The following is a 25370-nucleotide window of genomic DNA, read 5'->3' on the forward strand; positions in this document are numbered from 1 at the left end:
TCCCGATGTACAACGCCCCAGATGACGAGCGGCGACCCCGGCCGCCTCTCCAGAGCGGCCTGAACTGGAAGCACTGGGCCGCGATCCTGGCGGTCGTCGCCCTCTGCTGCGGCGGATTCGCGTTCACCCGGATCGACTTCAGCAATCCCGAGGACCACATCAAGGGCAACTACGAGCGCGCGAGCACCCTCGACGAGGACCGGGGCCGCGCCTACACCTCCACCCTGCCGCCCGCCACCGTGGCCGACCGGATCGACGAGGCCGCGGACGCGCGCAGCCGGCGTCAGGACGGCGACACCTATTTCCTCCAGTACAAGGACGACATCGTGTCCGTCGAGCCCCACCAGGGCGGATCGAAGATCCTGCTGTTCGACTACCGCGACGGCTACAACCACTATTCCTCGCATTTCCTGTTGTGGGGCTGGTCGGCCTCCCCGCCCTCACCGTTCCGGGGCGGCGGCCCCGGCAGCGGCAAATAAGCAAGCCCGAACCGAAAGGCAGCCTCAATGTTCGAAGACTTCGGCAACGCCGTGGCCGGTGCCCTGGCCTACAGCGCGATCGGGATCGTCCTGATGGTGCTCGGCTACTTCATCGTCGACTGGCTCACCCCCGGCAAGCTCGGCGAGCTGATCTGGACCAAACGCAACCGCAACGCCGCGCTCCTGCTGTCCTCCAACACCCTCGGGGTCGGGCTGATCGTCGTCGGCGCGATCTGGGCCTCCTCGGGGAACCTGGTCGAGGGAGTCGTCTCCACGCTGGTGTTCGGGTTGATCGGCCTGGCGGCGATGGCGGTCGCCTTCGTCGTCCTCGACCTGCTCACTCCCGGCAAGCTCGGCGAGATCTGCACTTCCGAGGAACCGCAGCCGGCGGTCTGGGTCAACTCGGCGATGCACGTCGCCCTGGGCGGGGTCATCGCGATGGCGCTGTCTTGAGCTCGCAGGCCGCCACGGTCGAGCGGACGCCTCGAAGCGTCCGCGCGGCCCGTGCCGGACTGCTGGCGACGGTGTTCGTCGTCGCCGCCTGCGGGCTGGTCTACGAGCTGGCGCTGATCACGCTCGGCTCGTACCTGGTCGGCAACACCGCCACACAGGCGTCGATCGTGCTGGCGGTCATGGTGTTCGCCATGGGCCTGGGCGCGTTGGCGGCCAAGCCGCTGCAGCGGCGTCCGGCGCTGGCGTTCGCCGTCGTCGAGCTGGCGCTGGCGGTGCTGGGCGGGTTCAGCGTGCTGATCCTCTACGCGGCGTTCGCGTGGACCTCGCTCTACAACCTGCCGCTGGTGGTCATCGCCTTCGCGATCGGGCTGCTGGTGGGCGCGGAGATCCCGCTGCTGATGGAGCTGCTCCAGCGCATCCGGACGCAGGCGGCCGGGTCGGCGGTGGCGGATCTGAACGCCGCCGACTACCTGGGCGGGCTTATCGGCGGCCTGGCGTTCCCGTTCGTTCTGCTGCCGGTGTTCGGCCAGATCCAGGGCGCGCTGCTGGTCGGGGCGGTCAACGCGGTGGCGGGGATCGTGCTGGTGTTCACCGTCTTCCGCCCGGATCTGTCGAAGGCGGGCCGCCAGCTGCTGGCGGTGGCTGCGGGAGGGATCGCCCTCCTGCTGGCGGTGGCGTTCGTCTACACCGACCGGTTCGAGGTGGCGGCGAGGCAGGCGCTGTACGCCGACCCGATCGTCTACAGCGAGGACACCCCGTACCAGCAGATAGTGCTGACCGAGTCGGCCGGGCCGTTCGGGGACCAGGACTTCCGGTTGTACCTCAACGGCGACCTCCAGTTCTCGTCGGTGGACGAGTACCGGTACCACGAGGCGCTGGTCCACCCGGTGATGGACGGCCCCAGGGAGGACGTGCTGGTCCTGGGCGGCGGGGACGCGCTGGCGGTGCGGGAGATCCTCCGCTACGACGACGTCGAGTCGGTGACGCTGGTGGACCTGGACCCGGCGGTGACCGAGCTGGCGCGCAGCTTCGACGACCTGGTGGAGCTGAACGGCGGCGCCCTGAGCGACCCGAGGGTCGAGGCGGTCAACGAGGACGCCTTCACGTGGCTGCGGGAGCACTCCGGCGAGTTCGACACGATCGTGGTCGACATGCCGGACCCTGACGCGACCGAGACGGCCAAGCTGTACTCGGTCGAGTTCTACGCGATGGCGGCGGCGCACCTGAACGAGACCGGCCGAATGGTCGTCCAGGGCGGATCGCCGTACTTCGCGCCGAAGACCTATTGGACGATTGCGGCGACGCTGGAAGAGGCCGGGTACGAGCCGGCGCCGTACCAGGTCTCGGTGCCGTCCTTCGGGGACTGGGGCTTCCTCGCGGTCGGCGCCGACGGGGCGGCCCCGGAGCTGTCGCTGGACGAGACGGTGGGCGACTTCCGGTCGCTGACTCCCGAACTGCTGGAAGCGGCCCAGGTCTTCCCCCCGGACCGGGCCAGAATGGACATGCGACCGTCGACCCTGATGCACCCGGTGATCCTCGACCAGGTGCAGTCCGAATGGCGGAACTACTGAGTCGCTAGGCCGTCGTCGACCGCGAGCGCGGCCAGGGCCCGTCCGGCGGTTTCTCGCAGGCGCGGATCGGCGGCGAGTTCCCGGTGCGTCACCTCTCTTCCAAGGACCGGCGACAGCAGTCCGAGGGCGACCGACTGGGCTCCGGCCGGGATCGCCCGGCCCTCGCGGTCGCCGATCACGCCCCAGCGGCCCCGGTACAGCCTCGCCCGGCGCCGCCCGGCCCGCACCGTCACCGGCTCGTAGTTCGGCTCGGTCGCGTCCAGCTCGCTGATCTGCTCGGCGTCGAGCCAGAGCAGGTGGAAGCGCCGCGGCCGTCCCCCGGCGACCGCGATCGGGGCCCACGGCACGTATCCGGGCCTCGACACGCACGCGTGGAAGGCCGGGGCGATCCCGGTCAGTTCGACGACGGACACCGGCACCGCCCAGTTGCCGCCGCCGAACTTCCGGCGCAGCTGCGCGGCCGAGCCGTTCGAGCCTATGGCCAGGACCGGCCGGCGGCCCGGCTCGTTCCCCACCGGCCTCGGTTCCCAGGCTTCGGCGGTCAGGACGCCGGGCCCTTCGATCGGCCGGCCGGGATAGGCGGCCGGGTCATCTATCGGCGAGGACTGCATGGGTCTCATTGGTACCCGAGCGGACCGGGCGGCGCGCCAGCATCACCGCCGCGCCGACCGCCCAGACGTAGGTCGGCCAGATCACCGCCCGCTGGAACAGTCCCCCGGGTCCGTCGATGAACGGCGACGCGACCAGCCCGGCCATGCCGATCAGGTGCACGGCCAACGCCGCGCCGGTCCAGGCCGCGAACGCCGTCCGATGTCCCCGCAGCGCCCGGGCGAGCAGGATCCACGCGGGGATCTGGAGGAACATGCCCGGAAGCGCCAGGATCGTGTGCCAGAGCAGGTCGAGATCGGCCGGAATGAATCCGGAGGTGGTGTAGCTCAAGCCGATGCCCGCGAGCATCCACGCCGCGACGGTGACCCGCCGCTCGGCCGGAAGCTGGGCGCGCAGGCAGAGGGCGCCGACCGCGATCGCCATGCCGGTGAGGGTGAAGGTCCAGTTCATCAGCGGGTGCCACGGAGAGCAGACGACGTCCCCGACCACCGGATTCGGCTCGCTGTCGCAGGTGGTGACCCCCAGGGCGCTCACCACCTGCCGCATCGGGTCGTACGGGACCGCCGAGGCGTTGACGACCGCCAGCTCCAGCGGTATGTAGGCGGCCAGGGCCAGCCAGGAGGCGATCCCGACCGCTCGGGCCGCCTTGCCTCTCCGCACGGCGAGCGCGGCGGGCACCGCCAGTGCGCTCAGGGCCGCCATACCAAGGTATTGATATTGGTCCATCTTCAGCTCCGATCGGTCGGTGCGATTCGAAGCTATGCCGATACGGGGCCTCAGACCTCGCACCGCGGACCGATATCCGGGTGCGACCTAAGTTGCAGACAGCGCGAGATACGAGAGGCCGGCTCCGCTCTCCTAGGCTGGGTCCCGGATCTCATGGCCTCGCGTCCCGGCGTGTGGCGACGGAACGGTGGACGGCGGGTCGGGTCGGTCGTGGTGGCCATGTCCGTGTCACCTCCGTTCCGCTGGCCGCTGGTTTCCGCCGGCCGCCGTTCGTGCAACTCGGCCGGTGCCGTGTGGATCGCTTCGGGGCGTGGGCGGTCGGTGCCCTCCCCCGCGTTCCCTCCTTTCGGTGATGCCCTCCTCGGCTGCTTCGGCGGTGCTGCGCGTGGTGCGGGCAGCGGCCATCGCGGGCCAGGTGCGGGTGTCTTTGCGGTGTGCACGCGGCCCCACGCAGCAGGAGCACTACGAGTGCTGGTGGTGGTGGTGCGTTTGCTGGTTGGTCGCGCGGTTCCGGCTATGGTCGGCGTTGCGCCGCGCGTCCGGTGTGCCTCGTTCGGAGCACTCGCGGCCGGGTCAGGGTGATCCCGACCGGGCCATCTCCCACCCAATCACGCCGGTATCGGCGTAGAACGCTGCGGGACCCGATAGCACCAGGGGACTGCAACCCCCGTGCCCCTCTTCATCTCGGGGGCCGGTGGTCTCGGCATCGGTCAGGTTGCCGGATCGGCCAGAGGCTTGTCGCAGTCTGCTTGCACCTGTCCGACTCCTGATCGAATGCCATATCCCTGTGCGTATCTCTATTGTCCCTCGTCCAGGCCCTGGCCGCATCACCCGACCGGGGCGAAGACATTCACATTCGGCACCGGACCCACACGGCTGCAAAAGGATCAGGCCGCTCCGTGCCCCGCGGTCGGGAGTGTCGCCGCACCGAGTCCCCCGGTTCGACCGTGCCCGACAGGCACGACACCACACACCGAGGACGGACCGCCGAGCGCCGAGCTCCGAACACCAGACGGCCCGGCCCAATCGAACCCATTGGCCCTAGGCGCTCGCGGGTTCCCGGGACTCCTCGGCCAGGTCGACGGTCTCGCGCAGCCGCACCCGGCTCAGGCACAGCGCCGCGAGAACCCCGACCGCCGCGATGCTCGCCGAGATCAGGAACAGGTGGCCGGTGGCGTCGCCGTAGGAGGCGCGGACGACCTCCTGGACCGGCGCCGGCATCGAGGCGATGTCGAGGGTGGAGGCGTCGCCTCCGGTCCCGGCGCCGGTGTCGACGCCGAGCGCGGCCAGTCCGCTCGCGATCTTGTCGGCGACCTGGTTGGCCAGGACGGCACCGAGGACGGAGACGCCGACCGCGCCCCCGAGGGTCCGGAAGAACGTGATCGCGCCCGAGGCCGCGCCCAGTTCGCGCAGCGGCACCGAGTTCTGTACGACCAGGACCAGGTTCTGCATGGTCATGCCGACTCCGCAGCCGACCAGCAGCATGCCGAAGCCGATGTAGACAAGGTTCGTGGTGTGGTCGATCTGCGAGAGCAGCGCGAACCCGAGCGTCAGCACGATCGCTCCGGCCACGATGTACCGCTTGACCGCGCCCGAGCGCGAGACCATTCTCCCGGCCACGGCCGAGGCGACCAGGACCCCGAGCATCATCGGGATGGTCAGCAGTCCGGCCTCGGTCGGGGAGTAGCCGCGGGAGATCTGGAAGTACTGGCCGAGGAAGACCGCGCCGCCGAACATGGCCATGCCGACCGCGAGGCTGGCGACGACGGCCAGGGCCGGGTCGCGGCGGGCGATGACGCGCACCGGGACGACCGGCTGGTCGACCTTGAGCTCGGTCCAGGCGGCCGCGGCGAGCAGGACCAGCGCGCCGCCGGCCATGAGCCCGGTCTGCCAGGAGACCCAGTCGAAGTCGGAGTCGACGAAGGTGACCCACAGCAGCAGGAGGCTGACGCCGGAGGCGATGAGGACGGCGCCGACGTAGTCGACCTTGGTCTCGGGGCGGCGGGCCTCCTCGAGGTGGAGGGTGCGCACGAGCATGATCAGCGCGACGACGGTCAGGGGCACCGCGAGGAAGAAGCACGAGCGCCAGCCGAGCCAGTCGGTGTCGGTGATGACCCCGCCGAGCAGCGGGCCGCCGACGGTGGCGACGGCCATGACGCCGCCGAGGTAGCCGTTGTAGCGTCCGCGTTCCTTCGGGGAGACCATCGTGCCGATGATGACCTGCACCAGGACCTGGAGGGCGCCCATGCCCAGGCCCTGGACGGCGCGCAGCGCGATGAGCTGGGCGGTGTTCTGGACCAGTCCGCACAGTAGCGAAGCGGTCGCGAACAGGAGGATCGCGATGATGAGCAGGCGCTTCTTGTCGAACAGGTCGGCGAGCCTGCCCCAGACCGGAGTGGAGGCGGTGGAGGCCAGGAGCATGGCGGTGACGACCCAGGTGTACTGGGACTGGCTGCCGTGCAGGGAGCCGATGATCTGGGGCAGTGCCACCGAGACGACGGTGCTGGAGATCATCGCGGCGAACAGGACGATGAGGAGGCCGCTGAGGGCCCGCAGGACCTCGCGGTGGGTCATCGGCTCGCGCTGCGGGGCCTGGGCGTCTACTTCGGTGGTCACAGACGGCCTCCTAGGGGGTCGCGGGTGTCGGACCGGTCGCGGGCGGCCCCGCTCGGCCGGTAAGAATGGCGGTGCCTCGATGCGGAGCGTTAGTGAACGCGCCGTCTATTAAAGCTAGCATTTAGTGAACGTGACGTTCACTATTGAAGGGATGCCTCGTGACCGATTCCACACCCGGCCGCAGGCGCGGGGACGACCTCGAGCGCGCCATCTTCGAGGCCACCCTCGAGGAGCTGTCCGAGGTCGGGTACGCGAACCTGCGCATGGAGAGCGTCGCGGCCCGTGCCAGGGCCGGGAAGGCCTCCCTCTACAAGCGCTGGCCGAGCCGCGCCCACTTGGTGCGGGCCGCCGCGAGGCACCTGGGATCGGCCACGCAGACGGCCTTCGAGACCACCGGCGACGTCCGCACCGACCTCGCGCGCGTCGCCCAGCGCATCGCCGACTTCGAGTCCGGGCCGTACGGCGAGGCGATCCGCGGCTTCGTCGGGGAACTGCGGGCCGTGCCCGAGGACGAGGACGAGGAGCTGCGACTCCAGATCGAGCGCCCGCGCAGCCTCGTGGTCGCCAAGGTCTTCGAGGCCGGGGTCGCCGCCGGGACCGTGCGTCCCGAGGCCCTCGAACCGCGCGTGGTCAACCTGCTCCCGGCGCTGATGACCCACTACTTCCTGACCCGGGGCCGCCCCGCCCCGCCCGAGGTGACCGACGAGTTCATCGACCTGATCGTGATGCCGCTGATCAGCCTGGACTAGTCACTGGAGCGTCTCGACCAGCAGGTCGGTCAGGGCGCGGGCGTACTCGCCCTCGGGGTCGTAGTCGGGGTCGAACACGGTCAGGTCCATGCCGGCGCAGCGCTCGTCGGCCGCGCAGGTGGCGATGATCTGCGACAGCTCCCCCATCGAGATCCCGCCGGGGGCCGGCCCGTCGACCGCGGGCATGACCGAGGGGTCGAGCGCGTCGGCGTCGACGTGCAGCCAGAACGTGGCCACGTCCCCGACCGCCTCCAGGGCCCACTCGGCCGCGCGCGCGGTGCCGCTCGCGCGCAGCTCGGGGACGGTCCTGAGCGAGACCCCGGTGGCCTCCAGCTCGACGCGGTGCGGGTCGTCGGTGCGCAGCCCGAGCATCACCAGATGATCGGTGTCCACATAGGGCCTTAGGCCGCCGATGTCGGTCAGGTCCGGCTGGCCGCGGCCGGTGGCCAGCGCCAGCTCCTCGGCGGCGGCGGCGCCGACGTACTTGGAGTTGCCGGGGTGGCGGAAGTCGGAATGGGCGTCGACGAACACCAGCCCGCGCGCCTTGCTGTCGCGCTCGGTGCGCCGCCGCGCGGCCAGCGTCGGGCCCAGCAGGATCGAGCAGTCGCCGCCGAGCACGAGCGGGAAGCGCCGCTCGCGCCACAGCCGCTCGATCCGGTCGGCCAGCTGCCGGGTGTACTCGGCGATGGCCCCCGCCTGCCCGACCCCGTCGCCGGGGCGCCACCCGGCGGCGTCGAAGCGCGGCGGGGTCAGGCAACCGGCGTCGACCGCATTCAGCCTCGCCACGAGGCGGTGGTCGCGCAGCGCGCCGGGCGCCTTCGCGCAACCGGGGACGGTGTGCGGGGTGGGCGGGCGCAGTCCGAGGTTCGAAGGCGCGTCGAGCACGGCGACACGCCTGGACCTGGTAGCCACCTAGCGCTCACCTCCCCCGCTGCCGCGCCGGCTCGTCAGAACAGCACGGTGCTGAGTTTGCGGCGGGCTGCCGCCACGTCCGGGTCGTCGGGCCCGGCCACCGAGAACAGCTCGACCAGGCGCTTGCGGACCCGCTCGCGGTCGTCGCCCGCCAGGCGCCGCACCTGTGCGATGAGCCGATCGTATGCATCGGCCGCCGCTCCGGCGAGGATCTGGAGGTCGGCCGCGGCCAGCGCGGCGTCGAGGTTCTCGGGGTCGGCGTCGGCGATGCGGACCGCGTCCTGCGGCAGCGCGCCGGCGCGGCGCAGGAGCCGCACCTGGGCGAGCCCTGCCTCGGCCTCGCCGGAGGCGGGGTTGTTCTTGAGGTACTTGTCGTAGGCGGCCTCGGCCGCGTCAAGTTCGCCGTCGAGCATCTTCTGCTCGGCGGCGGCCAGCTCGGGGTCGACCTGCTCGGTGACCTCCAGACCCGCGGCCTGCGCGATCTTGCCGATCCACTGGCGCAGCGCCTGCTCGGGCTGCGCGCCCTGGATCAGGTCGACCGGGCGGCCCCCGGCGAGCGCGACGACGGCCGGGATGGCCTGGAGCTGGAGGGCCGCGGCCAGCTGCTGGTTGTGCTGGACGTCGGCCTTGGCCAGGGTCCAGGCGCCGCCGTCCTCGGAGGCCAGGCGCTGGAGCAGGTCGCGCATCTGGACCGACTCGGGCGACTGCTCGGCCCAGAAGACCACGACCACGAGCGAGTTGAGCGACCGCTCGAGGACCTCGGTCTGCACGGTCGCGTCGGTGACGTCGAGCGCCACCACGCCGCTCGGAGCGCCGCCCTGCGGGGGCGCCGCCTGCGGAGGCGCGGACGGGGCCGACTGCTGTTGCTGTTGCTGCTGCTGCTGGGCGAGGGCGCTCAGATCGACGGCGCTGCCGGAGAATCGGGACGGTACGTTGTCGCTCATGCTCGCAATTTTTCCATTCCGGTTGGTGTCCTGCCACTGGGGATGCTGCCCAGCACGGTGATCAGCGTCGCGCGCGCCCGGCCGCGCCGGCGGCCTCGTCGCGGCCCTTGACCGCGAGCCGGTCGGCGCGCTCGTTGCCGGGGTCTCCGGAGTGGCCCCTGACCCAGTGCCACTCGACGTCGTGCTCGGCGGCGGCCTGGTCGAGCCGCCGCCACAGGTCGGCGTTCTTGACCGGCTCCTTCTTGGCGTTCTTCCAGCCGTTGCGCTTCCAGCCGGCGATCCAGGAGAGGATGCCGTTGCGGACGTACGAGGAGTCGGTGAACAGGTCGACCTTCATGGGCCGCTTGAGGCTCTCCAGGGCCATGATGGCGGCGGTGAGCTCCATGCGGTTGTTGGTGGTGACCTTCTCGGCGCCGTAGAGCTCCTTCTCGTGGTCCCCCCATTTGAAGTACACGCCCCAGCCGCCTGGACCGGGGTTGCCTGAGCAGGCCCCGTCGGTGTAGATGACGGCGGTCTCCTGGAGTTCGTCCGTTTTCGGCATGGTGGCAAGCCTAGCCCGCTCAGGGGAGCAGACGGGGGACGGCTTCGGCGAGCAGGACGAGGCCGAGGGCGATGAAGATCGCGGCCGAGCCCCAGCGGACGGCCTTCTCGGGCAGCTTCTTGGAGATCCAGGCTCCGGCGAAGACGGCCAGGAGGTCGGCGGCGACCATGCCGGCGGTCGCGCCGAGCCAAACGCCCCACGGGTTGTACTGGCTGCCCAGGCCGATGGCGAAGAGCATGGTCTTGTCGCCGAACTCGGCCAGGACGATCGCCCCGATGACGGTCAGCAGCCCGGATTTGCGCTCCTTGACCTGGTGTCCCTCCTCCTCGCCGCCGCGGAGGGTCCACAGGCCGAAGCCGAGGAACAGGATCGCGGCCGCGAGTTTGATCCAGTCGGTCGGCAGCAGGTGGCCGACGGTCGCGCCGACGCCGACCGAGACGGCGAACAGCAGGCCGGTGGCGATGACGAGGCCGATCACGACGCTGCGGAGCTTGTAGCGGGCGGCGAAGGACATGGCCATCAGCTGGCTCTTGTCGCCCATCTCGCCGACGAATATCAATCCGAAGCTGAGCGCGGCGGCGGCGAAGAATGCTTCCATGAGGTTCGGTGTTCTCCCAGTTCGGGCCGGGAGAGGGCAGCACAGACCTCGACCCGGCGCATGGCCAGTGGTCGAAGGTCTCGCTCGCCTCGCAGAGGCCGCGCGGCCGGGCCCCCTTGGCGAAGCTAACGAGCCGTGAATTCGCCCAGGAGCCAGTGTGTCGACCGCGTCATTGAGAGCTACTCCCCTTCAGCGCCCGCAACTATACGTCGTCGCCGGATGCCGCCGCACCGACCGGTTCGGGACGTGATCTGCGATGCCCGAGCAGGCGGGCGACGGCGACCGGGCCGGCCAGGGCGATGACCACCGCCAGCGCCGTGGGGACGATGAGGCCCACGGTGAGGCTGGTGGCCTCGGCCAGGTAGCCGACGATGGCCGGGCACAGCAGGTAGGCGGCCGAGCCGCACATGGTCATGACCGCGAGGTTTGAGCTGGTGCCGCCGGCGGCGCCGAGGGCGCTGTACATGACCGGGACGAGCACGGCCGAGCCGATTCCGGCCAGGATCCAGCCGGTCCAGGCCAGGGCGAGGCCGCCCGCGGCCGCCGAGGCGAGGACGAGCGAATAGCCGGCCAGCGTGAACGCCCCGGCCAGGAGGAGGGACCGCCGCGGTCCGAGGCGGCCGCGGATGGGGTCGCCGAGGAGGCGGAAGACGGTCATGGCGACCAGGTAGACGGTGTAGGACAGGGGCGCGAGGGACTCCTCGGCGTGCAGGACGCGGGCGGAGTGGAGGTTGGCCCAGTCGGCCGCGCCGGCCTCGACGAACGCCGCGCTGAAGACGATCACGGCGGCTCCGGCCAGGAGGATCGCCCCGAGGCGGACGGGCCTGCCGTCGCCGTCGGCGTGCGCGGTCTCGGCCGGCGGCGGCCCCAGCAGCGGCACGGTGAAGCAGGCGAAGACGACCGCGGCGGCGACACCGGTGCCGACCAGCAGGGTCTGGTAGTCGACGCCGAGGCTGAACAGGAAGACGGCCAGGGCCCCGGCGGCCGCGCCGCCGAGCGCCCAGAAGCCGTGGAAGGAGGACACGATCGGGCGCCCGTAGCGGCGTTCGAGCTCGACCGACTGGGCGTTCATGGAGACCTCGACGAAGCCGATGCCGAGGCCGTAGATCACCGCGCAGCCCAGAAGGGTCTCGTAGCTCGGCGCGATCGCGGGCACCACCAGCAGCGCTTGGGCGGCCGTGCCGCCGTAGCGGATGACGGCGCGGCTGGAGAACCGGTCGCTCAGCCGCCCGGAGACGACCATGGAGGCCAGGCAGGCGAGCTCGACCAGCAGGAGCACGGTGCCGAGCCGGGCCTCGCCGAGGTCGAGGCGGGACTCGATCGCGGGGTAGGCGGCCGGCCAGGCGCCCATGACGAAGCCTGAGGTGGCGAAGCATCCGAACACGCCGACCCTGGCGCGCCGCAGCTCAGCGGGCGTGGTGTCCATCGGGCTCCTCACCGGACGGGAAAAGGCTTACCCGACCAGGGTGGCGTCCTCCTCACTTGCGGTCGCAGCCGGGGTGGGACGTTTCAACAAGCGGCGCATCGTGATCGGTCCGGCCACCGCGATGAACACCGCCAGGGCCGCCGGGACCATGAGGCCGACCGTCAAGTCGGTGCCCTCGGCGATGTAGCCGATGGCGGCCGGGCCGAGCAGGAGCCCGGTCGAGCCCGAGATCGAGATCAGGGCGATGTTCGACGAGGAGCCTCCCGCCTCGCCCATGGCGCTGAACAGGACCGGGACGATCACGGCGATGCCGCTGCCGGCCAGTATCCATCCAGTCCAGGCCAGTTGGATGCCGCCGACGGCCCCTGAGGCCAGGACGGCCGCGTAGCCGACGGCGGCCAGCGTCCCGGCCGCCAGGAGGGCCCGGCCGGGGCCGAGCTTGGCGCGGATCGGGTCCCCCAGCAGGCGGAAGACCGTCATCGCGCAGGCGAACACAGTGTAGGACAGGGGGGCCAGGGCGTCGTCGGCCTCCAGGACGCGGGCGGCGTGCAGATTGGCCCAGTCGATCGCGCCGGACTCGATGAGGTGCCCGCCCAGGCCGAGGACGAACATGGCCGCCAGCACGAGCGCGCCGATGCGGACGGTCCCCGAGGGGGCGCCGCCGCTGCCGCCGATAGCTTGACCCGGAGGCGGCAGCAGCGGACGAGTGAAGTAGGCGAACACGGCGGTCGAGGCGAGCGCGGTGATCGCCAGCATGGTCTGGCCGCCCAGTCCGGCGGACAGGCCCAGCGAGGTCAGGGCCCCGGCCAGGGCGCCGCCGAGGCTCCAGAAGCCGTGGAAGGAGGACACGATCGGGCGGCGGTAGTACCGCTCCAGCTCCACCGAGTGGGCGTTCATGCCGACCTCGACGAAGCCGACGCCCACGCCGTAGACGGCCGCGGCGGCCAGGAGGGTCTCGAAGCTCGGGGCCAGGGCCGGGGCGAGCAGGACCAGCTGCGTGAACGGCCCGATGCGGCGCAGCAGCCTCCGGGTGGTGATCCGGTCGGCCAGTTTCCCGGCGGCGAACATGGTGACCAGGCCGACGACCTGGATGAGCAGGAGCACGGTGCCGAGCCGGGCCTCGCCGAGGCCGAGGCGGGCGTCCACCGCCGGGAGGGCGGCGGCCCAGGCGCCCATGACGAAGCCGGAGGTCGCGAAGGCGCCGAAGACGCCGATGCGGGCCCGGCGCAGGGTGTGTGGGTCGGGGGTCATGTCCGTCCTTGCCTAAGGTTTTTGTTCGCCTCAAGAACTTAACAGCATCCGGCCCGGGCGTCAACGATTTTGTTTTCGGTGATCACATAAAATTCGGCGGCTGGCATAATCCTCGCCATGCCGACCATGACGAGCGCCGATCTGCGCGTGCACAACCAGGTGCGGCTGCTGCGCGCCGTCCACGACTCCCCCGGGCCGCTGACGCGGGCCGAGGCGGCGCGGCGGCTGGACGTCGGCCGCAACACCGCCGCCGCGCTCGTCGGCGAGTTGGAGGAGGCCGGGCTGCTCCACGAGGTCCCGGCGGCCGCCTCCGGGCGCGGGCGGCCGACGACGAACCTGGTCCCCCATTCCGGCGGCCCGGTCGTCTACGCCGCCGACGTCCGCGAGGACTCCTGGATGCTCGCCGCCTTCGGGCTGGGCGGGGCCATGACCGAGCTCGAGCGCGGCGAGCACGACCGGACCCCCGCGGTCTTCGCCGACCTCCGGCGGGCCGTGGCGGCGCACGCGACCGCCCGGCTCGCGGCGGTCGGCCTCGCGATCGCCGGCCCGATCCTGGACGGGCGCCTGCTGCACATCTCCCACCTCGGCTGGGACGAAGTGGACCTCGACCGGCACCTCGGATCCGACTGGCCGAGCGCGGTGGCCGGCAACGACGCGCGCCTGGCCGGGCTCGCCGAGGCCCGGCGCGGAGTCCTGCGCGGGACCGGGACCGCCATGCACTTCCACATCGACTTCGACATCGGCGGGACACTCCTGCTGGACGGCCGCGCCCAGCCCGGGGCGCACGGCATCGCAGGGGAGTTCGGCCACATGCCGCTGACCGGCTCCCCCTTGGAGTGCATGTGCGGCGTGCGGGGCTGCTGGAGCCTGGATGTGGGCACGAATGCGCTGGCGAGGCGCTTCGGAGGAGAGCCCGGCTACGGGTCGGGCCGCAGGCTCGGGCGCGAGATCCTGGCGAGCGCCGAGGCCGGTTACGTCGAGGCGGGCCGGGCGATCGACGACAACGCCGCGGCCCTGGGCCGGGGCCTCGGCGCGCTGGCGAACGCGGTCGACCCCGAGGCGATCAGCCTGTCGGGCCTGGGGATAGACCTGCTGCGGCTGCGGCGCGATCTCATCGAGGCCGAACTGGCCGCCGGTTTGATGGCGTTCCGCCGGTCACGGCCACCGCGGCTCCTGGCCGGGACGGTGGGCGAGATGGGCCCGCTGAGGGGCGCCGCGGAGATCGCCTGGGATGCGATCCTGACCCCTGAATGGGTCGGAGCGCGACTTTAGCGCCGCTCGGGGAAGGGCCGACACCGGAGACCCCGAGGCGATCGGGGAGCTCGGTCGGCCCTGGCTCTTTAGAGTATAGTGCATGGTACTCTACTGCGTTACCGTACCAAATCTGTGAGTACCAGACACTATACTTTCCTCGGAGGTGCACGATCGCCTGGCGCGGGCGGGCGGTCGAGCCGCTGGTGCGGGAGTCGTTGGCCCGGTTGGTCCCTGATGAGCAGGCCGATTGGGCGAATCCGGATCGGACAGTGGAGGTCGGTGGGTATTGGACCCGCACGAACGATGTCGAGATCGACCTGGTCGGGGCCGACCGGGGCCCGATTGCGGGGCGCATCGGCTACCTCGGGTCAGTCAAGTGGCATGAGACGGCCCCGATCGCGCGCAAGGACTTCACCGCGCTGGCCGCCGTAGCCAACCGAGTGCCAGGAGCGACTGACGAGACCCCGTTCATCGGCGTGTCCAGAGCCCGCAGCGAACTCGGCCCGTGGTCGGCGGTCTACTCCGCCGAAGACCTCGTCGATGCCTGGCGATAACGTTCGAACCCAGGCCACGGCCCGCACTGCGGAAACCTGACCGCTCGGTACTGACCGAGGATTGGCTGCGAGGCCGCCTATAGCGGGCGCGACCGGCCCTCTGCACCGAACGGACTGGTGCGCACCTGACCCGAACGTTTAAGCTCGTGGCTCGATTCTGTTGTATTGGAGCGTTGTCGTGAGTTTTCTCGTTACCAGTGCCGAGGGCGGACTGGTATGACCGTTGCGCTCGTGTCCGGAGCCTCCCGCGGTCTCGGCGCCGCCATCGCCGAGCAGCTGGCAGCCGACGGCTTCGCCGTCGCCGTCAACTACGCATCGAGCAGGTCGGGGGCCGAGCGGGTCGTCGCCGACATCCGCGCGGCCGGCGGAACCGCCGAGGCCTTCGGCGCCGATGTCACCGACGAGTCGGCGGTGGAAGACCTCGCAGGCCGGGTTCGCGCCGCGTTGGGACCGGTGGAGGTGCTGGTAGCCAACGCCACCGGCCCGCAGCCGGAGGTTCCGCTGGACCGGCTCGACTGGCGTGACCATCTCGACCAGCTGGAATTCTTCGTCAAGAGTCCCACCCTGCTGCTCCGCGCGGTCCTGACGGACATGCGGACGGCAGGAAACGGCCGGGTGATTCAAATCGGGTCGGACGTCTTCGAGCGCGCACTGCCCGGTATGTCGGCGTACGCGGCGGCGAAGGGCGCGCAATGGGGACTGACCCGCACCTGGGCCCGGGAACTGGGTGCCGACGGGATCACCGTGAACCTGGTGGCGCCGGGCTGGGTGCCCGTCGAACGGCACGGCGAACTCACGGACGCCGACCTGGCCGGATATCTGTCCGACGTCCCGTTGGGCCGTATCGGCGACCCCGCGGACGTGGCCGCCGCGGTCTCCTACCTGGCGTCCGACGCCGCGAGTTTCGTCACCGGGCAGCGGATCACCGTCAACGGCGGCCACAACATGGATTAGACGACGAGCAAGGGGCGGGCCCGCGGAGGCCCGCCCCTTGCTTCGTTTCGCGCTTAGAGCGCGCCCTCCAGGTGGTGGTAGACCTGGTTCCAGCGCAGTTGCTGCTTGAAGTCGCGGGTCGTGGTGCCCTCGCCGATGGTGACCAGTTCGATTCCGGCGATCTCGGCGAAGTCCTCCATCACCTCGCGACCGAAGGCCATGGTGTACGAGGTGTGGTGGGGCCCGCCGGCGGTCAGCCAGGATTCGGCGGAGGTCTCCAGGTCCGGGCGCGGCTCCCACACGGCGCGCGCGACCGGCAGGTTCGGCAGGTCCTGCTCGGGTTCGACCGTGTCGACCTCGTTGGCCACCAGGCGCAGCCGGGTGCCCAGGTCCATCATGCCCACCGCGAGGGCCGGTCCGGGCGGAGCGGTGAAGACCAGGCGCACCGGGTCCTCGCGGTCGCCGATGCCCAGCGGGTGGATCTCGCAGGTCGGCTTCTCGGCCGCGATCGAGGGGCACACCTCGAGCATGTGCGCGCCGAGGATCTGCGGGGACTCGGCGCCCAGGTTGTAGGTGTAGTCCTCCATGAACGACGTGCCGCCTTCGAGTCCGGTCGCCATGACCTTCATCAGGCGCACCAGGACCGCGGTCTTCCAGTCGCCCTCGCCGCCGAAGCCGTAGCCCTCGGCCATCAGCCGCTGCACGGCGATGCCCGGAAGCTGCTTGAGCTCGCCCAGGTCCTCGAAGGTGTCGGTGAACGCCTTCGCGCCCTGCTCCTCGAGCACCGACCGCAGTCCCAGCTCGATGCGGGCGGCGTCGCGCAGCGAGGAGTGCCGCTCGCCGCCGGCGCGCAGCCCGGGCACCACGTCGTAGGCGTCCTCGTACTCGGCGACCAGCTCGTCGACGGCCTTCTCCTGGACCTGCGCGACGCGCTCGGCCAGGTCGTTGACGCCCCAGGTGTTGACCTCGACGCCGAGGCGGATCTGGGCCTCGACCTTGTCGCCCTCGGTGACGCCCACGTTGCGCATGTTGTCGCCGAAGCGGACCAGTTTGAGGTTCTGGACCTCGTTCCACCCCAGGGCCGCGCGCGCCCAGTCGCCGACGCGCCGCTGGACCTTCGGGTCCTGCCAGTGGCCGACGACGGTCTTGCGGCGGTTGCGCAGGCGGGTGAGCATGTACCCGAACTCGCGGTCGCCGTGGGCGGCCTGGTTCAGGTTCATGAAGTCCATGTCGATGTCGGCCCACGGCAGGTCGCGGTTGTGCTGCGTGTGCAGGTGCAGCAGCGGCTTGGACAGCGCACCGAGCCCGGAGATCCACATCTTGGACGGCGAGAAGGTGTGCATCCACGCGATCACGCCGATGCAGTCGTCGTCCCCGTTCGCCTCCAGCAGGACCTTCCGGATCTCGTCGGCGGTGGTCAGGACCGGCTTGGCCACGACCTGGACCGGGATGTCACCGGCCGCGTCGAGCCCGGCGACGATGTCCGCCGAGTTGGCCGCGACCTGTTCGATGGCCTCGGGGCCGTACAGGTGCTGGCTGCCGGTGACGAACCACAGTTGCTTGGCTTGCATTGGAAAATCTCCTATGGGGGCTACTGGCCGTAGACGTTCTGGTAGCGGTCGTAGAGCTTGTCGATGTTCTCCTGGGCGATCGGCACCGGCTCGCCCAGCTGGCGCGAGATGTGCACGGTGCGGGCGACGTCCTCGGTCATCACCGCGGCCTTGACTGCGGCCTTCGGATTCTTGCCGATGGTGAAGACGCCGTGGTTCTGCATGATCACCGCCGGAGAGCGGTGGCCCTTGAGGGTGTCGACGATGCCCCTGCCGATCGCGTCGGAGCCGATGAGCGCGAACGGGCCCAGCGGGATCTCTCCGCCGAACTCGTCGGCCATGGCCGTCAGCACGCACGGGATCGGCTCGGCCCGGGCGGCCCAGGCGGTCGCATAGGGGCTGTGGGTGTGGACCACGCCCCCGACCTCGGGCATGAGCTGGTAGACGTGGTTGTGGCTCTCGGCGTCGCTGGAGGGCTTGAGGTCGCCGTCGAGGACGTTGCCCTCCAGGTCGGTCACGACCATCAGCTCCGGCGTCAGGTCGTCGTATGAGATGCCGCTGGGCTTGATGACGATGTAGTCGGTGCCCGGCACCCGGCCGGAGACGTTCCCGCTGGTCCAGGTGACCAGGCCCCAGCGGAGCAGTTCGGCGTGCAGGGCGCACACTTCGGCCCTCATCGCCTCGACGGCCTCGGTGGTCTCGAATTTCATTTCTTGCTCGCCTCGTTCGCGATCCGGTGGAGCTTGTAGAGGGCCTTCGATCCGCCGCGGCCGAAGTGGTCGTGGATCTCGGCGTAGACGGCGTAGAGCTCGTCGTAGGCGTCGGCGCGGGCCTGGTCGGGCTCGTAGGCGTGCCGCTCGACCTTGCCCATGGCCTCGGCGGCCGCCTCGATGTCCGGGTAGGAGCCGGCGGCGACCGCGGCGTGGATGGCCGAGCCGAGCGCCGGGCCCTGGTCGGAGGTCAGCACCGTGATCGGACGGCGCAGGACGTCGGAGTAGGTCTGCATCAGCCACTTGTTCTTGAGCAGGCCCCCGGCGGCCACGAACTCCTCGATCGGGACGCCGGAGGAGACGAGGGTCTCCACGATCATGCGGGTGCCGAACGCGGTCGCCTCGACCAGGGCGCGGTAGATCTCCTCGGGCTTGGTGGCCAGGGTCAGGCCGAGGATGACGCCGGACAGGTCGTGGTCGACCAGGACCGAGCGGTTGCCGGAGTGCCAGTCGAGGGCGACCAGGCCGTGCTGCCCGACCTCCTGCCGCGCGGCCAGTTCAGTGAGGTACTCGTGGATCGAGATGCCGCGCTTCTCGGCCTCGGCGGTGTACTCGCCGGGCACGCCGTTCTCGGTGAACCAGGCGAAGATGTCGCCGACGCCGGACTGGCCGGCCTCGTAGCCCCACAGGCCGGGGACGATGCCGTCGCGGACCACGCCGCACATGCCGGGCGCCTCGGTGAGGTTCTCGCCGTTGACGACGTGGCAGGTGCTGGTGCCCATGATCGCGACGATCTGGCCGGAGCCGACGGCCTTGGCGCTGGCGGCGGTGACGTGGGCGTCGACGTTGCCGACGGCGACGGTGGTGCCCTCGTTCAGGCCGGTCCAGGCGGCGGCCTCGGCGGTGAGCCCGCCGGCGCGGTCGCCGAGGGCCGACAGCGGGTGCTCGAGCTTCTCGGTGAAGTCGGCGAAACCGGGGTTCAGCGCGGTCAGGAAGTCCCGGTCGGGCCGCTTGCCGTCCTGGTAGATGCCCTTGTATCCGGCGGTGCAGATGTTGCGGGTCTCCTCGCCGCACAGCTGCCAGATGATCCAGTCGGCGGCCTCGATCCAGCGTTCGGCGCGGCCGTAGAGCTCCGGGTCCTCTTCGAGGAGTTGGAGGCCCTTGGCGTACTCCCATTCGCTGGAGATCTTGCCGCCGTAGCGGGAGATCCACGGCTCGCCCCGCTCGTGGGCGAGGGCGTTGATGCGGTCGGCGTGGGACTGGGCGGCGTGGTGCTTCCACAGCTTGGGCCAGGCGTGGGGCCGCTCGCGGTACTCGTCGAGCTCGCACAGCGGGGTGCCGTCGGCCAGGGTGGGCAGGACGGTGCAGGCGGTGAAGTCGGTGGCGATCCCGACGACCTGGTCGGCGCCGACGCCGGCGGCGGAGAGCGCCTTGGGGACGGCGTGGCGCAGCACGTCGCGCCAGTCGTCGGGGGATTGGAGCGCCCAGCTGCGGGGCAGGGTGACGTCGGTTTCCGGGAGCTTCTCCTCGATCGCGCCGTGCCGGTAGACGTGCTCGGCGCTGGCGAGTTCGCGGCCGTCGGCTACAGCGGCGACGACCACTCGTCCGGAGAGGGTTCCGAAGTCGATCCCGATAGCAACGGCTTCGTTGTCGCTGCCGGTCATGAGGCCTCCTTGGGGTGGCAATCTAAGTGACCGCTAACATCGGACATTTCAGACCGTGCAGCGGTCGTCACTCACTGAATCCCTCACAACCTAACGCATTTGATCGGTCCACACCAGGAGGGCGTCCGGCCGTGGGACTGCTCACTTTCCACTGTCGGACGCCCTTTGCGCAGGAGCCGCGCCGGAGCCTGACCCCGGTCACGCCTTACGGTGGCGGCGCTTGGCCCTCCAGGCCACCATCGCCGTGAAGGCCATCCCGACTCCCGCCGCGGCGGCGGTGAGCGGGTGGCGCTTGGCCGGCGCGATCGGCCCGTGGGCCTGCGCGCGGCGCCGCCTGGCCTCCTCGTCGATGCCGAAGCGGTGGCGCAGCTCGGCGACGTCGGCGCCGATGCGTTCGCGAGTGGCCTCGACCTCGCGGCGCAGATCGGCGTCCGAGCGGTGCTCCTCGGCCAGCGCCGCCGCCTCGGCCCACCTGATCCGGTCCTGGGCCTCGGCGTCGCCGGGTCGGTACGGCCCTTCGGGGTAGGGGATCCCGACCGGGCCGCGCAGCGGCCCGACGCCCAGACCGGGCGTCACTTCCGATCCCGGGGCCTGGCGTGCGTGTCCGTTCATCGTTCCGGCCTTCCGCTCATGGCCCGGACGTCCTCGCGGGTCCGCCCGAACGTCTCCGTGGGCACCGGCGGCATGGCCCGGCGCACCTTCGGCCACGCGATGAGCGCGACGATCCCGCTCAGCACCAGCAGCGCGACGCCGCCGACCAGGGCTGCCAGCCACGCGGGCCAGACCAGCGCCAGCGCGATGATCCCCGCCCCGGCGAGGGCGGCCCCGCCGTAGAGGGCCAGCGCCCCGGCGACGGCGAACATCGAGCCGCCGACCGCGCCGCGCCTGGCCTTCTCGGCGACCTCGCGGGCGGCCAGTCTCGCCTCGACCCGCGCCAGGTGGGCGACCTGCGAGCTGAGGTCCCCCACCAGCTGCCCGACCGAGCGGTCGCGCTCGTCCCAGTCGCGGTGCCCGTCGCCGGTCTCCTGCTCGGCGGTGCTGGAGAGGATCGTGCCCTCCGGGTCGCTTCGAACCTCCATGTCCACTCTCCCTCGATCCGTTCAAGCCAGTCTGAGGGCGCGCGCATTCGACCACTGGTCGCGAAGACCGGGCCGAACGCCCGCACGGTGGAGGCGTTCCCCGGTCCGGGCGGCGGAAACCTCAGAGAGCCCGACGCGGGAACCTGTTCGACCGGGCGATCCCGGCGGCGTGCATAGACCGGCGGGACGCCGGGTAGTCCGGTGGCCGAGACAGGGAATAGGGAACCGATACCGAAGGAGGCGAACATGGCCATCGCACGGGACATCATGCGGGCGGGCGTCGTATGCGTCCAGAGCCACGACACGGCCGCCAACACGGCGCGCCTGATGGCCGAGCACGACGTGGGGGCGCTGCCGATCTGCGACCCCGAGGGCACGCTGATCGGCATCGTCTCCGACCGGGACCTGGCACTCCAGGTGATGGCCGCGGGCTTCGACGCCGAGGACTTCGAGATCGGCGACCTGCCGCAGCGGCAGGAGCTGATCGTCGCCGCGCCGTCCGAGGACGCAGACGAGGTGCTCGGCAGGATGGCCGAACGGCAGATCCGGCGCATCCCGGTCGTCGAGGACGACCTGGTCGTCGGCATCATCAGCCAGGCCGATCTCGCCCGGGGCCTGCCCGAACCGGTCGTGGGGGAGACCGTCGGCGCGATCTCCGAGCCGGCCGTCTGAACCCGGTCCGACGGGGCGGCACCGCGGCCCGGCGCGAATCAGGGTGAGACCGCGCCGGGCCGCGGCGCGTCCATGTCGCAGTCGGAGCCCCGGGGCTCAAGAGGGCCCGAGGATGTGCTCGCCCGAGCTGTGCGGCGTCGGGTGGCGAGGCAGGGTCAGCATCAGCACCAGCATCACGACGCCCGAGGCCAGGTGCAGGATGTCGTCGGCGAGGTTGAGCGGCACGAAGTCGGCCACGTGGCCGTCGGGAACCAGGAGCCCGTACACGCCCAGGGCCAGGTAGGCGATGCCGCCCACGGTCAGGAACCAGATCGCGCCGCGCAGGAACCAGGACATCAGCATGCCGATCGCGCCGATGCCGATGTGCAGCAGGTTGAGCAGCACCGACACCTGGAAGATCCCGAACAGCATCGCCTCGGACCCGCTCCCGGCGATTTCGAGGGAGCCGATCCCGGTGGTGATGCCGGGAAGGAACCCCAGGGCGCCCACCAGGACGAAGACGAGCCCGATCACGGCGCCTGCGTCCTGCAGCGGCGTCACCTCCTGGCGAAGTCCGCTCCAGCGCGAATCGGACCGGGAAGCGGCATGTGTCATCTCGGATCCCCCCTCCGATGGGCGGCCGTAGGCGGCGGTCGCTGCGGCCCCTTACCGGCGAATACCCCCGGCCGCACCGCCGAAACCAGGGGCGCGGTTTCGCGCCGCGCGGCCACGGGTAGCCACGACCTGGAAGGCGGGCCCCGCAGCAGCACCCGAAGGAGGCAGCCATGACCACCCTCGAATCCAGCACCGTCGACCTCGCCGAACTGGGGAGGCAGCTCAGAGCCGACGCGGTGCGGTGCTCGTCCCGGGCGGCCTCGGGCCATCCCACCTCGTCGATGTCGGCGGCCGACTTGATGGCGGTGCTCCTGGCCCGGCACTACAGGTACGACTTCGTCGACCCCCGCCGGCCGGGCAACGACCGCCTGATCTTCTCCAAGGGCCACGCCTCGCCGCTGCTGTACGCGATGCTGCGGGCCGTGGGCGCGATCGACGAGGACGAGCTGCTCGGCTACCGACGCCTGGGCTCCAGCCTCGAAGGCCATCCGACTCCGCGGCTGCCGTGGGTCGACGTCGCCACCGGCTCCCTCGGGCAGGGGCTGCCGACCGGGGTCGGCATGGCCCTGGCCGGGCGGCGCCTCTCGCGCGTCCCCTACCGGGTGTGGGTCCTGTGTGGCGACGGCGAGCTGGCCGAGGGCTCGATGTGGGAGGCGTTCGCGGCCGCCGCGCACGAAGGACTCGGCAACCTGACCGCGATCGTCGACGTCAACCGGCTCGGCCAGCGCGGCCCGACTAGGTACGAATGGGACACCGGCGCCTACGCCAGGCAGATCGGTGCGTTCGGCTGGCACACCGTCGAGATCGACGGGCACGACCCCGAGCAGATCGACCGGGCCTTCACCGCCGCCGAGGACATGCCCGACCGGCCGACCGCGATCCTGGCGCGCACCAAGAAGGGAGCGGGCGTGGACGCCGTGGAGGACCGCGAGGGCGCCCACGGCAAACCCGTCCCCGACCTCGAGGGCGCGCTCGACGAGCTCGGCGGCGTCGGCGACATCCGCGTGCGCGTCCCCGAACCGGACTACAAGGAGCCCCGCCACGACCGCCCGGCCCGGCCGGTCCACCTGCCGGAGTTCGACGTCGGGGCGATGGCCGCCACCCGCGACGCCTACGGCACGGCCTTGGCCGCCGTCGGCGACGCCGACCCGAACGTGGTCGCGCTCGACGGCGAGGTGGCCGACTCGACGCGCGCGCAGCGCTTCGCCGACGCCCACCCCGACCGGTTCTTCGAGTGCTACATCGCCGAGCAGCAGATGATCGCGAACGCCACCGGGATGCAGGCGCTGGGCTGGAAGCCGTACGCGGCGACGTTCGCGGCGTTCCTGACTCGCGCTCACGACTTCCTGCGCATGGCCGCGATCGGACGCGCCGACCTGCGGCTCTGCGGCTCCCACGCGGGCGTGTCGATCGGCCGCGACGGCCCGAGCCAGATGGGCCTGGAGGACTTGGCGATGATGCGGGCGCTGTGGCGCAGCATCGTGCTCTACCCGTGCGACGCCAACCAGTGCGCGCACCTGACCGCGGCCATGGCCGAGCTTCCAGGGATCAGCTACCTGCGCTCGACCCGGTCCGACACGCCGGTGATCTACCGGCCCGGCGAGGAGTTCCCCGTCGGCGGCTCGCGCACCCTGGTGACCGGGCCGCACGACAGGCTGACCATCGTGGCCGCCGGGATCACCGTCCACGAGGCGCTCGACGCCGCCCGGCGGCTGGCCGACTCCGGGGTGCCGGTGCGGGTGATCGACGCCTACTCGGTCAAGCCGATCGACGCCGCGGCGCTGCGGCAGGCCGCCGCCGAGACCGGCCGGGTGCTGACCGTCGAGGACCACTGGCCCGTGGGCGGCCTCGGCGACGCCGTGCTCGAGGCCGTCTGCGGGCGGGTGCCCGACGTCCGGTTCACCAAGCTGGGCGTGCGCGGGATGCCCGCCAGCGCCTCTCCGGCCGAGCAGCTGGCGGCCGCCGGCATCGACGCCGACTCGATCGTCCGAGCCGCCCAGCGGCTGGTGGCCTGAGGCATGGAAACGGGCCGGAGGGGTACTCACGTGGGGCCCGCGCCGGCCCGGCCGCGGGCGGGGAGGAAGGAGAATTCGAATGGCGACGGCACGAGACCTCATGCACCCGGGCGCGACCTGTGTGCGCAGTGACGACACCGCCGCGAACGCGGCCCGGATGATGGCGGACATGGACGTCGGCTGCCTGCCGATATGCGGCGTCGACGACGAGAAGATCAAGGGCATGGTCACCGACAGGGACCTGGTGGTGCACGTGATGGCCGCCGGCAAGGACCCGGAGACGTACACGGTCGACCGACTCCCGCAGGCTCCTCTGGTGTGGGCGAGCGCCGACGAGGACGCCGACATCACCATCGCGAAGATGAAAGAGCACCAGCTGCACCGTCTGCCGGTCATCGGCGAGGACCGTCGCCTGGTCGGAATCATCGCGCTGTCCGACGTGGCGCGCGCGATGCCCGAGAGCACCGTCGGCGAGCTGGTCGAATCGATATCCAAGCCCGATTAGCGGGTCGAGTCGGCAGGGGACGCCGCGCGGAGGGGACGCGGCGTCCTTTGCGCGCGTTCAGCCGGTCAGCACCTCGGCGGCCTTGCGCAGGTCGATGATGAACTGCGCGAACGCCTCTTCCCGTTCGGGGTCGCGCAGCCGCAGCACCGCCGAGGGGTGGACTGTGGCCATGATCCGGGTCGGCTCGTCGAGCCAGTCGGCCGCGAGGTCGTGGATGACGCCGCGCTGCGACGAGACCCGGAACTCCCTTCCCAGCAGGGAGTGCGCGGCCGTGGCGCCGAGCGCGATCACCAGTTCGGGGCGCACGGCGTTGAGCTCGGAGAGCAGCCACGGCCGGCAGGCCGCGACCTCTCCGGCGGCGGGCTTCTTGTGGATGCGTCGGCCGCCCGTTTGGAGCTGCGCGAACTTGAAGTGCTTGACGGCGTTGGTCACGTAGGTCGTCGACCGGTCGATTCCGGCCTGGTCGAACGCCTTGAACAGCAGTCGCCCGGACGGTCCGGTGAACGGCCTGCCGCTGCGGTCCTCGTCGTCGCCGGGCTGCTCGCCGACGCAGAGGAGCCGGGCGTCGTCCGGTCCCTCGCCGAAGACGGTCTGGGTGGCGTCCTCGAACAGTTCGCAGCCTTCGCAGGTCTCGGCGGCCTCGCGGAGCCGGTCGATGCCGGCCCGCGGGGGCACCCAGCGTTCGGCGCCGGGTCGGCGTGGGCTCATGTCACCCTCCTAGATCGGGGGATCGGTAGTGGGGGTACCCGCCGCGCGATGCCGCGACACTTGCGACGGTTCGTCCCACCGACCTCAGAGCCCTCCCCGGTGCCGCCCCCGTCCATCCCGAGTCTGGCCCGGCGGGCGCGGGCGGGCAAGCGGCCCGCCCGCAATTCCCGGTCACATTTTGGGAGGGGACCGGCCCCGAGGCGGGTATTCAGGTCCGGGTGGTGGTCAGGCCCTCGCGCAGCTCGGACAGCATCCGG

At 71.2% G+C, this 25370-nt stretch carries 26 protein-coding genes; 10 read left to right on the forward strand and 16 right to left on the reverse strand.

Going from position 1 to position 25370, the window contains the following annotated elements:
- The first annotated feature begins 5 nt into the window (after positions 1–5).
- Genes JFB92_RS08300 through JFB92_RS08310 form a run of 3 tightly spaced genes read left to right on the forward strand, consistent with a single transcriptional unit; the run spans position 6 to position 2503 of the window.
- On the forward strand, positions 6–479 hold the full coding sequence (locus JFB92_RS08300; protein WP_199036903.1) for a DUF4247 domain-containing protein: 474 nt from the start codon (positions 6–8) through the stop codon (positions 477–479).
- A gap of 27 nt (positions 480–506) precedes the next feature.
- Positions 507–932: a DUF350 domain-containing protein gene (locus tag JFB92_RS08305; protein WP_199036905.1), complete on the forward strand. Its 426-nt coding sequence runs from the start codon at positions 507–509 to the stop codon at positions 930–932.
- A complete protein-coding gene (locus tag JFB92_RS08310; protein WP_199036907.1) occupies positions 929–2503 on the forward strand; it encodes a polyamine aminopropyltransferase in 1575 nt (524 codons plus the stop codon). The genes JFB92_RS08305 and JFB92_RS08310 overlap by 4 nt, the downstream gene beginning before the upstream one ends.
- Here JFB92_RS08310 and JFB92_RS08315 read toward each other — a convergent pair.
- From JFB92_RS08315 to JFB92_RS08325, 3 genes are all read right to left on the reverse strand, one after another.
- On the reverse strand, positions 2497–3114 hold the full coding sequence (locus JFB92_RS08315) for a hypothetical protein (RefSeq protein WP_199036909.1): 618 nt from the start codon (positions 3112–3114) through the stop codon (positions 2497–2499). The two genes, JFB92_RS08310 and JFB92_RS08315, sit on opposite strands and share 7 nt — an antisense overlap.
- Positions 3092–3838: a DUF998 domain-containing protein gene (locus JFB92_RS08320; RefSeq protein ID WP_199036911.1), complete on the reverse strand. Its 747-nt coding sequence runs from the start codon at positions 3836–3838 to the stop codon at positions 3092–3094. The genes JFB92_RS08315 and JFB92_RS08320 overlap by 23 nt, the downstream gene beginning before the upstream one ends.
- Positions 3839–4879: 1041 nt before the next feature.
- Positions 4880–6412 (reverse strand): MDR family MFS transporter, encoded by a 1533-nt coding sequence (locus JFB92_RS08325; protein ID WP_269847864.1) that lies wholly within the window; start codon positions 6410–6412, stop codon positions 4880–4882.
- A 200-nt stretch (positions 6413–6612) separates the two neighbouring features.
- Between JFB92_RS08325 and JFB92_RS08330 the strand changes: the two genes are divergently transcribed.
- Entirely contained in the window at positions 6613–7203 is a 591-nt protein-coding gene (locus tag JFB92_RS08330) for a TetR/AcrR family transcriptional regulator (RefSeq protein ID WP_199036915.1), read from the forward strand.
- On the opposite strand, the gene JFB92_RS08335 is transcribed toward JFB92_RS08330, so the two are convergent.
- From JFB92_RS08335 to JFB92_RS08360, 6 genes are all read right to left on the reverse strand, one after another.
- Positions 7204–8115: an arginase family protein gene (locus JFB92_RS08335; RefSeq protein WP_307789068.1), complete on the reverse strand. Its 912-nt coding sequence runs from the start codon at positions 8113–8115 to the stop codon at positions 7204–7206. It abuts the gene before it with no gap.
- A gap of 35 nt (positions 8116–8150) precedes the next feature.
- Complete coding sequence (locus JFB92_RS08340) at positions 8151–9059, reverse strand: tetratricopeptide repeat protein (protein ID WP_199036917.1); 909 nt, start codon at positions 9057–9059, stop codon at positions 8151–8153.
- A gap of 61 nt (positions 9060–9120) precedes the next feature.
- Positions 9121–9600, reverse strand: coding sequence for a ribonuclease HI (rnhA, locus tag JFB92_RS08345; protein ID WP_199036919.1), 480 nt, complete (start codon positions 9598–9600; stop codon positions 9121–9123).
- 19 nt (positions 9601–9619) lie between these two features.
- The gene (locus tag JFB92_RS08350; protein ID WP_199036921.1) at positions 9620–10198 is read right to left on the reverse strand and encodes a TMEM165/GDT1 family protein; all 579 of its coding nucleotides are present in this window, start codon (positions 10196–10198) and stop codon (positions 9620–9622) included.
- Between the two features lie 202 nt (positions 10199–10400).
- The gene (locus JFB92_RS08355; RefSeq protein WP_233162641.1) at positions 10401–11624 is read right to left on the reverse strand and encodes an MFS transporter; all 1224 of its coding nucleotides are present in this window, start codon (positions 11622–11624) and stop codon (positions 10401–10403) included.
- Between the two features lie 27 nt (positions 11625–11651).
- Positions 11652–12875, reverse strand: coding sequence for an MFS transporter (locus JFB92_RS08360; protein WP_199036925.1), 1224 nt, complete (start codon positions 12873–12875; stop codon positions 11652–11654).
- 117 nt (positions 12876–12992) lie between these two features.
- On the opposite strand from JFB92_RS08360, the gene JFB92_RS08365 reads away from it, so the two are divergent.
- The 3 genes from JFB92_RS08365 (at position 12993) to JFB92_RS08375 (ending at position 15637) form a co-directional block, all read left to right on the forward strand.
- Positions 12993–14147 (forward strand): ROK family transcriptional regulator, encoded by a 1155-nt coding sequence (locus JFB92_RS08365; RefSeq protein ID WP_199036927.1) that lies wholly within the window; start codon positions 12993–12995, stop codon positions 14145–14147.
- A 251-nt stretch (positions 14148–14398) separates the two neighbouring features.
- Entirely contained in the window at positions 14399–14683 is a 285-nt protein-coding gene (locus JFB92_RS08370) for a hypothetical protein (RefSeq protein WP_199036929.1), read from the forward strand.
- A gap of 216 nt (positions 14684–14899) precedes the next feature.
- Complete coding sequence (locus tag JFB92_RS08375; protein ID WP_199036931.1) at positions 14900–15637, forward strand: SDR family oxidoreductase; 738 nt, start codon at positions 14900–14902, stop codon at positions 15635–15637.
- Positions 15638–15690: 53 nt separating this feature from the next.
- Here JFB92_RS08375 and araA read toward each other — a convergent pair whose 3' ends face one another.
- From araA to JFB92_RS08400, 5 genes are all read right to left on the reverse strand, one after another.
- Positions 15691–17187: an L-arabinose isomerase gene (araA, locus tag JFB92_RS08380; RefSeq protein WP_199036932.1), complete on the reverse strand. Its 1497-nt coding sequence runs from the start codon at positions 17185–17187 to the stop codon at positions 15691–15693.
- A gap of 20 nt (positions 17188–17207) precedes the next feature.
- Positions 17208–17876: an L-ribulose-5-phosphate 4-epimerase gene (locus tag JFB92_RS08385; protein WP_199036933.1), complete on the reverse strand. Its 669-nt coding sequence runs from the start codon at positions 17874–17876 to the stop codon at positions 17208–17210.
- A complete protein-coding gene (araB, locus tag JFB92_RS08390; RefSeq protein ID WP_199036934.1) occupies positions 17873–19540 on the reverse strand; it encodes a ribulokinase in 1668 nt (555 codons plus the stop codon). Before araB ends, JFB92_RS08385 begins: the two co-directional genes overlap by 4 nt.
- Positions 19541–19738: 198 nt before the next feature.
- A complete protein-coding gene (locus JFB92_RS08395; RefSeq protein ID WP_199036935.1) occupies positions 19739–20152 on the reverse strand; it encodes a hypothetical protein in 414 nt (137 codons plus the stop codon).
- The gene (locus JFB92_RS08400) at positions 20149–20619 is read right to left on the reverse strand and encodes a phage holin family protein (RefSeq protein WP_199036936.1); all 471 of its coding nucleotides are present in this window, start codon (positions 20617–20619) and stop codon (positions 20149–20151) included. The genes JFB92_RS08395 and JFB92_RS08400 overlap by 4 nt, the downstream gene beginning before the upstream one ends.
- Before the next feature lie 246 nt (positions 20620–20865).
- On the opposite strand from JFB92_RS08400, the gene JFB92_RS08405 reads away from it, so the two are divergent.
- Positions 20866–21291, forward strand: coding sequence for a CBS domain-containing protein (locus JFB92_RS08405; RefSeq protein ID WP_199036942.1), 426 nt, complete (start codon positions 20866–20868; stop codon positions 21289–21291).
- Positions 21292–21387: 96 nt separating this feature from the next.
- Here the strand turns inward: JFB92_RS08405 and JFB92_RS08410 are convergent, their stop codons facing one another.
- Entirely contained in the window at positions 21388–21831 is a 444-nt protein-coding gene (locus JFB92_RS08410) for a DUF4383 domain-containing protein (protein ID WP_199036944.1), read from the reverse strand.
- 224 nt (positions 21832–22055) lie between these two features.
- Between JFB92_RS08410 and JFB92_RS08415 the strand changes: the two genes are divergently transcribed.
- Both JFB92_RS08415 and JFB92_RS08420 read left to right on the forward strand, forming a co-directional pair.
- Positions 22056–23900 (forward strand): transketolase, encoded by a 1845-nt coding sequence (locus tag JFB92_RS08415; protein ID WP_199036945.1) that lies wholly within the window; start codon positions 22056–22058, stop codon positions 23898–23900.
- A gap of 79 nt (positions 23901–23979) precedes the next feature.
- A complete protein-coding gene (locus JFB92_RS08420; RefSeq protein ID WP_199036949.1) occupies positions 23980–24405 on the forward strand; it encodes a CBS domain-containing protein in 426 nt (141 codons plus the stop codon).
- 57 nt (positions 24406–24462) lie between these two features.
- Here the strand turns inward: JFB92_RS08420 and JFB92_RS08425 are convergent, their stop codons facing one another.
- Positions 24463–25113: a UdgX family uracil-DNA binding protein gene (locus JFB92_RS08425; protein WP_199036951.1), complete on the reverse strand. Its 651-nt coding sequence runs from the start codon at positions 25111–25113 to the stop codon at positions 24463–24465.
- Positions 25114–25370 lie beyond the last annotated feature (257 nt).

Source organism: Glycomyces salinus, from assembly GCF_016428645.1.
GTDB classification, from domain to species: domain Bacteria; phylum Actinomycetota; class Actinomycetes; order Mycobacteriales; family Micromonosporaceae; genus Glycomyces; species Glycomyces salinus.

What these genes read in the sequence shown, in the direction of transcription:
- JFB92_RS08405 (WP_199036942.1), top strand. Translation starts at nt 20,866, where the DNA reads ATGGCCATCGCACGGGACATCATGCGGGCGGGCGTCGTATGCGTCCAG.
- JFB92_RS08425 (WP_199036951.1), bottom strand. Translation starts at nt 25,113, where the DNA reads ATGAGCCCACGCCGACCCGGCGCCGAACGCTGGGTGCCCCCGCGGGCC.
- araB (WP_199036934.1), bottom strand. Translation starts at nt 19,540, where the DNA reads ATGACCGGCAGCGACAACGAAGCCGTTGCTATCGGGATCGACTTCGGA.
- JFB92_RS08355 (WP_233162641.1), bottom strand. Translation starts at nt 11,624, where the DNA reads ATGGACACCACGCCCGCTGAGCTGCGGCGCGCCAGGGTCGGCGTGTTC.
- araA (WP_199036932.1), bottom strand. Translation starts at nt 17,187, where the DNA reads ATGCAAGCCAAGCAACTGTGGTTCGTCACCGGCAGCCAGCACCTGTAC.
- JFB92_RS08375 (WP_199036931.1), top strand. Translation starts at nt 14,900, where the DNA reads ATGACCGTTGCGCTCGTGTCCGGAGCCTCCCGCGGTCTCGGCGCCGCC.
- JFB92_RS08300 (WP_199036903.1), top strand. Translation starts at nt 6, where the DNA reads ATGTACAACGCCCCAGATGACGAGCGGCGACCCCGGCCGCCTCTCCAG.
- JFB92_RS08315 (WP_199036909.1), bottom strand. Translation starts at nt 3,114, where the DNA reads ATGCAGTCCTCGCCGATAGATGACCCGGCCGCCTATCCCGGCCGGCCG.
- JFB92_RS08400 (WP_199036936.1), bottom strand. Translation starts at nt 20,619, where the DNA reads ATGGAGGTTCGAAGCGACCCGGAGGGCACGATCCTCTCCAGCACCGCC.
- JFB92_RS08320 (WP_199036911.1), bottom strand. Translation starts at nt 3,838, where the DNA reads ATGGACCAATATCAATACCTTGGTATGGCGGCCCTGAGCGCACTGGCG.
- JFB92_RS08350 (WP_199036921.1), bottom strand. Translation starts at nt 10,198, where the DNA reads ATGGAAGCATTCTTCGCCGCCGCCGCGCTCAGCTTCGGATTGATATTC.
- JFB92_RS08395 (WP_199036935.1), bottom strand. Translation starts at nt 20,152, where the DNA reads ATGAACGGACACGCACGCCAGGCCCCGGGATCGGAAGTGACGCCCGGT.
- JFB92_RS08325 (WP_269847864.1), bottom strand. Translation starts at nt 6,412, where the DNA reads ATGACCCACCGCGAGGTCCTGCGGGCCCTCAGCGGCCTCCTCATCGTC.
- JFB92_RS08360 (WP_199036925.1), bottom strand. Translation starts at nt 12,875, where the DNA reads ATGACCCCCGACCCACACACCCTGCGCCGGGCCCGCATCGGCGTCTTC.
- JFB92_RS08340 (WP_199036917.1), bottom strand. Translation starts at nt 9,059, where the DNA reads ATGAGCGACAACGTACCGTCCCGATTCTCCGGCAGCGCCGTCGATCTG.
- JFB92_RS08420 (WP_199036949.1), top strand. Translation starts at nt 23,980, where the DNA reads ATGGCGACGGCACGAGACCTCATGCACCCGGGCGCGACCTGTGTGCGC.
- JFB92_RS08385 (WP_199036933.1), bottom strand. Translation starts at nt 17,876, where the DNA reads ATGAAATTCGAGACCACCGAGGCCGTCGAGGCGATGAGGGCCGAAGTG.
- JFB92_RS08415 (WP_199036945.1), top strand. Translation starts at nt 22,056, where the DNA reads ATGACCACCCTCGAATCCAGCACCGTCGACCTCGCCGAACTGGGGAGG.
- JFB92_RS08305 (WP_199036905.1), top strand. Translation starts at nt 507, where the DNA reads ATGTTCGAAGACTTCGGCAACGCCGTGGCCGGTGCCCTGGCCTACAGC.
- JFB92_RS08365 (WP_199036927.1), top strand. Translation starts at nt 12,993, where the DNA reads ATGCCGACCATGACGAGCGCCGATCTGCGCGTGCACAACCAGGTGCGG.
- rnhA (WP_199036919.1), bottom strand. Translation starts at nt 9,600, where the DNA reads ATGCCGAAAACGGACGAACTCCAGGAGACCGCCGTCATCTACACCGAC.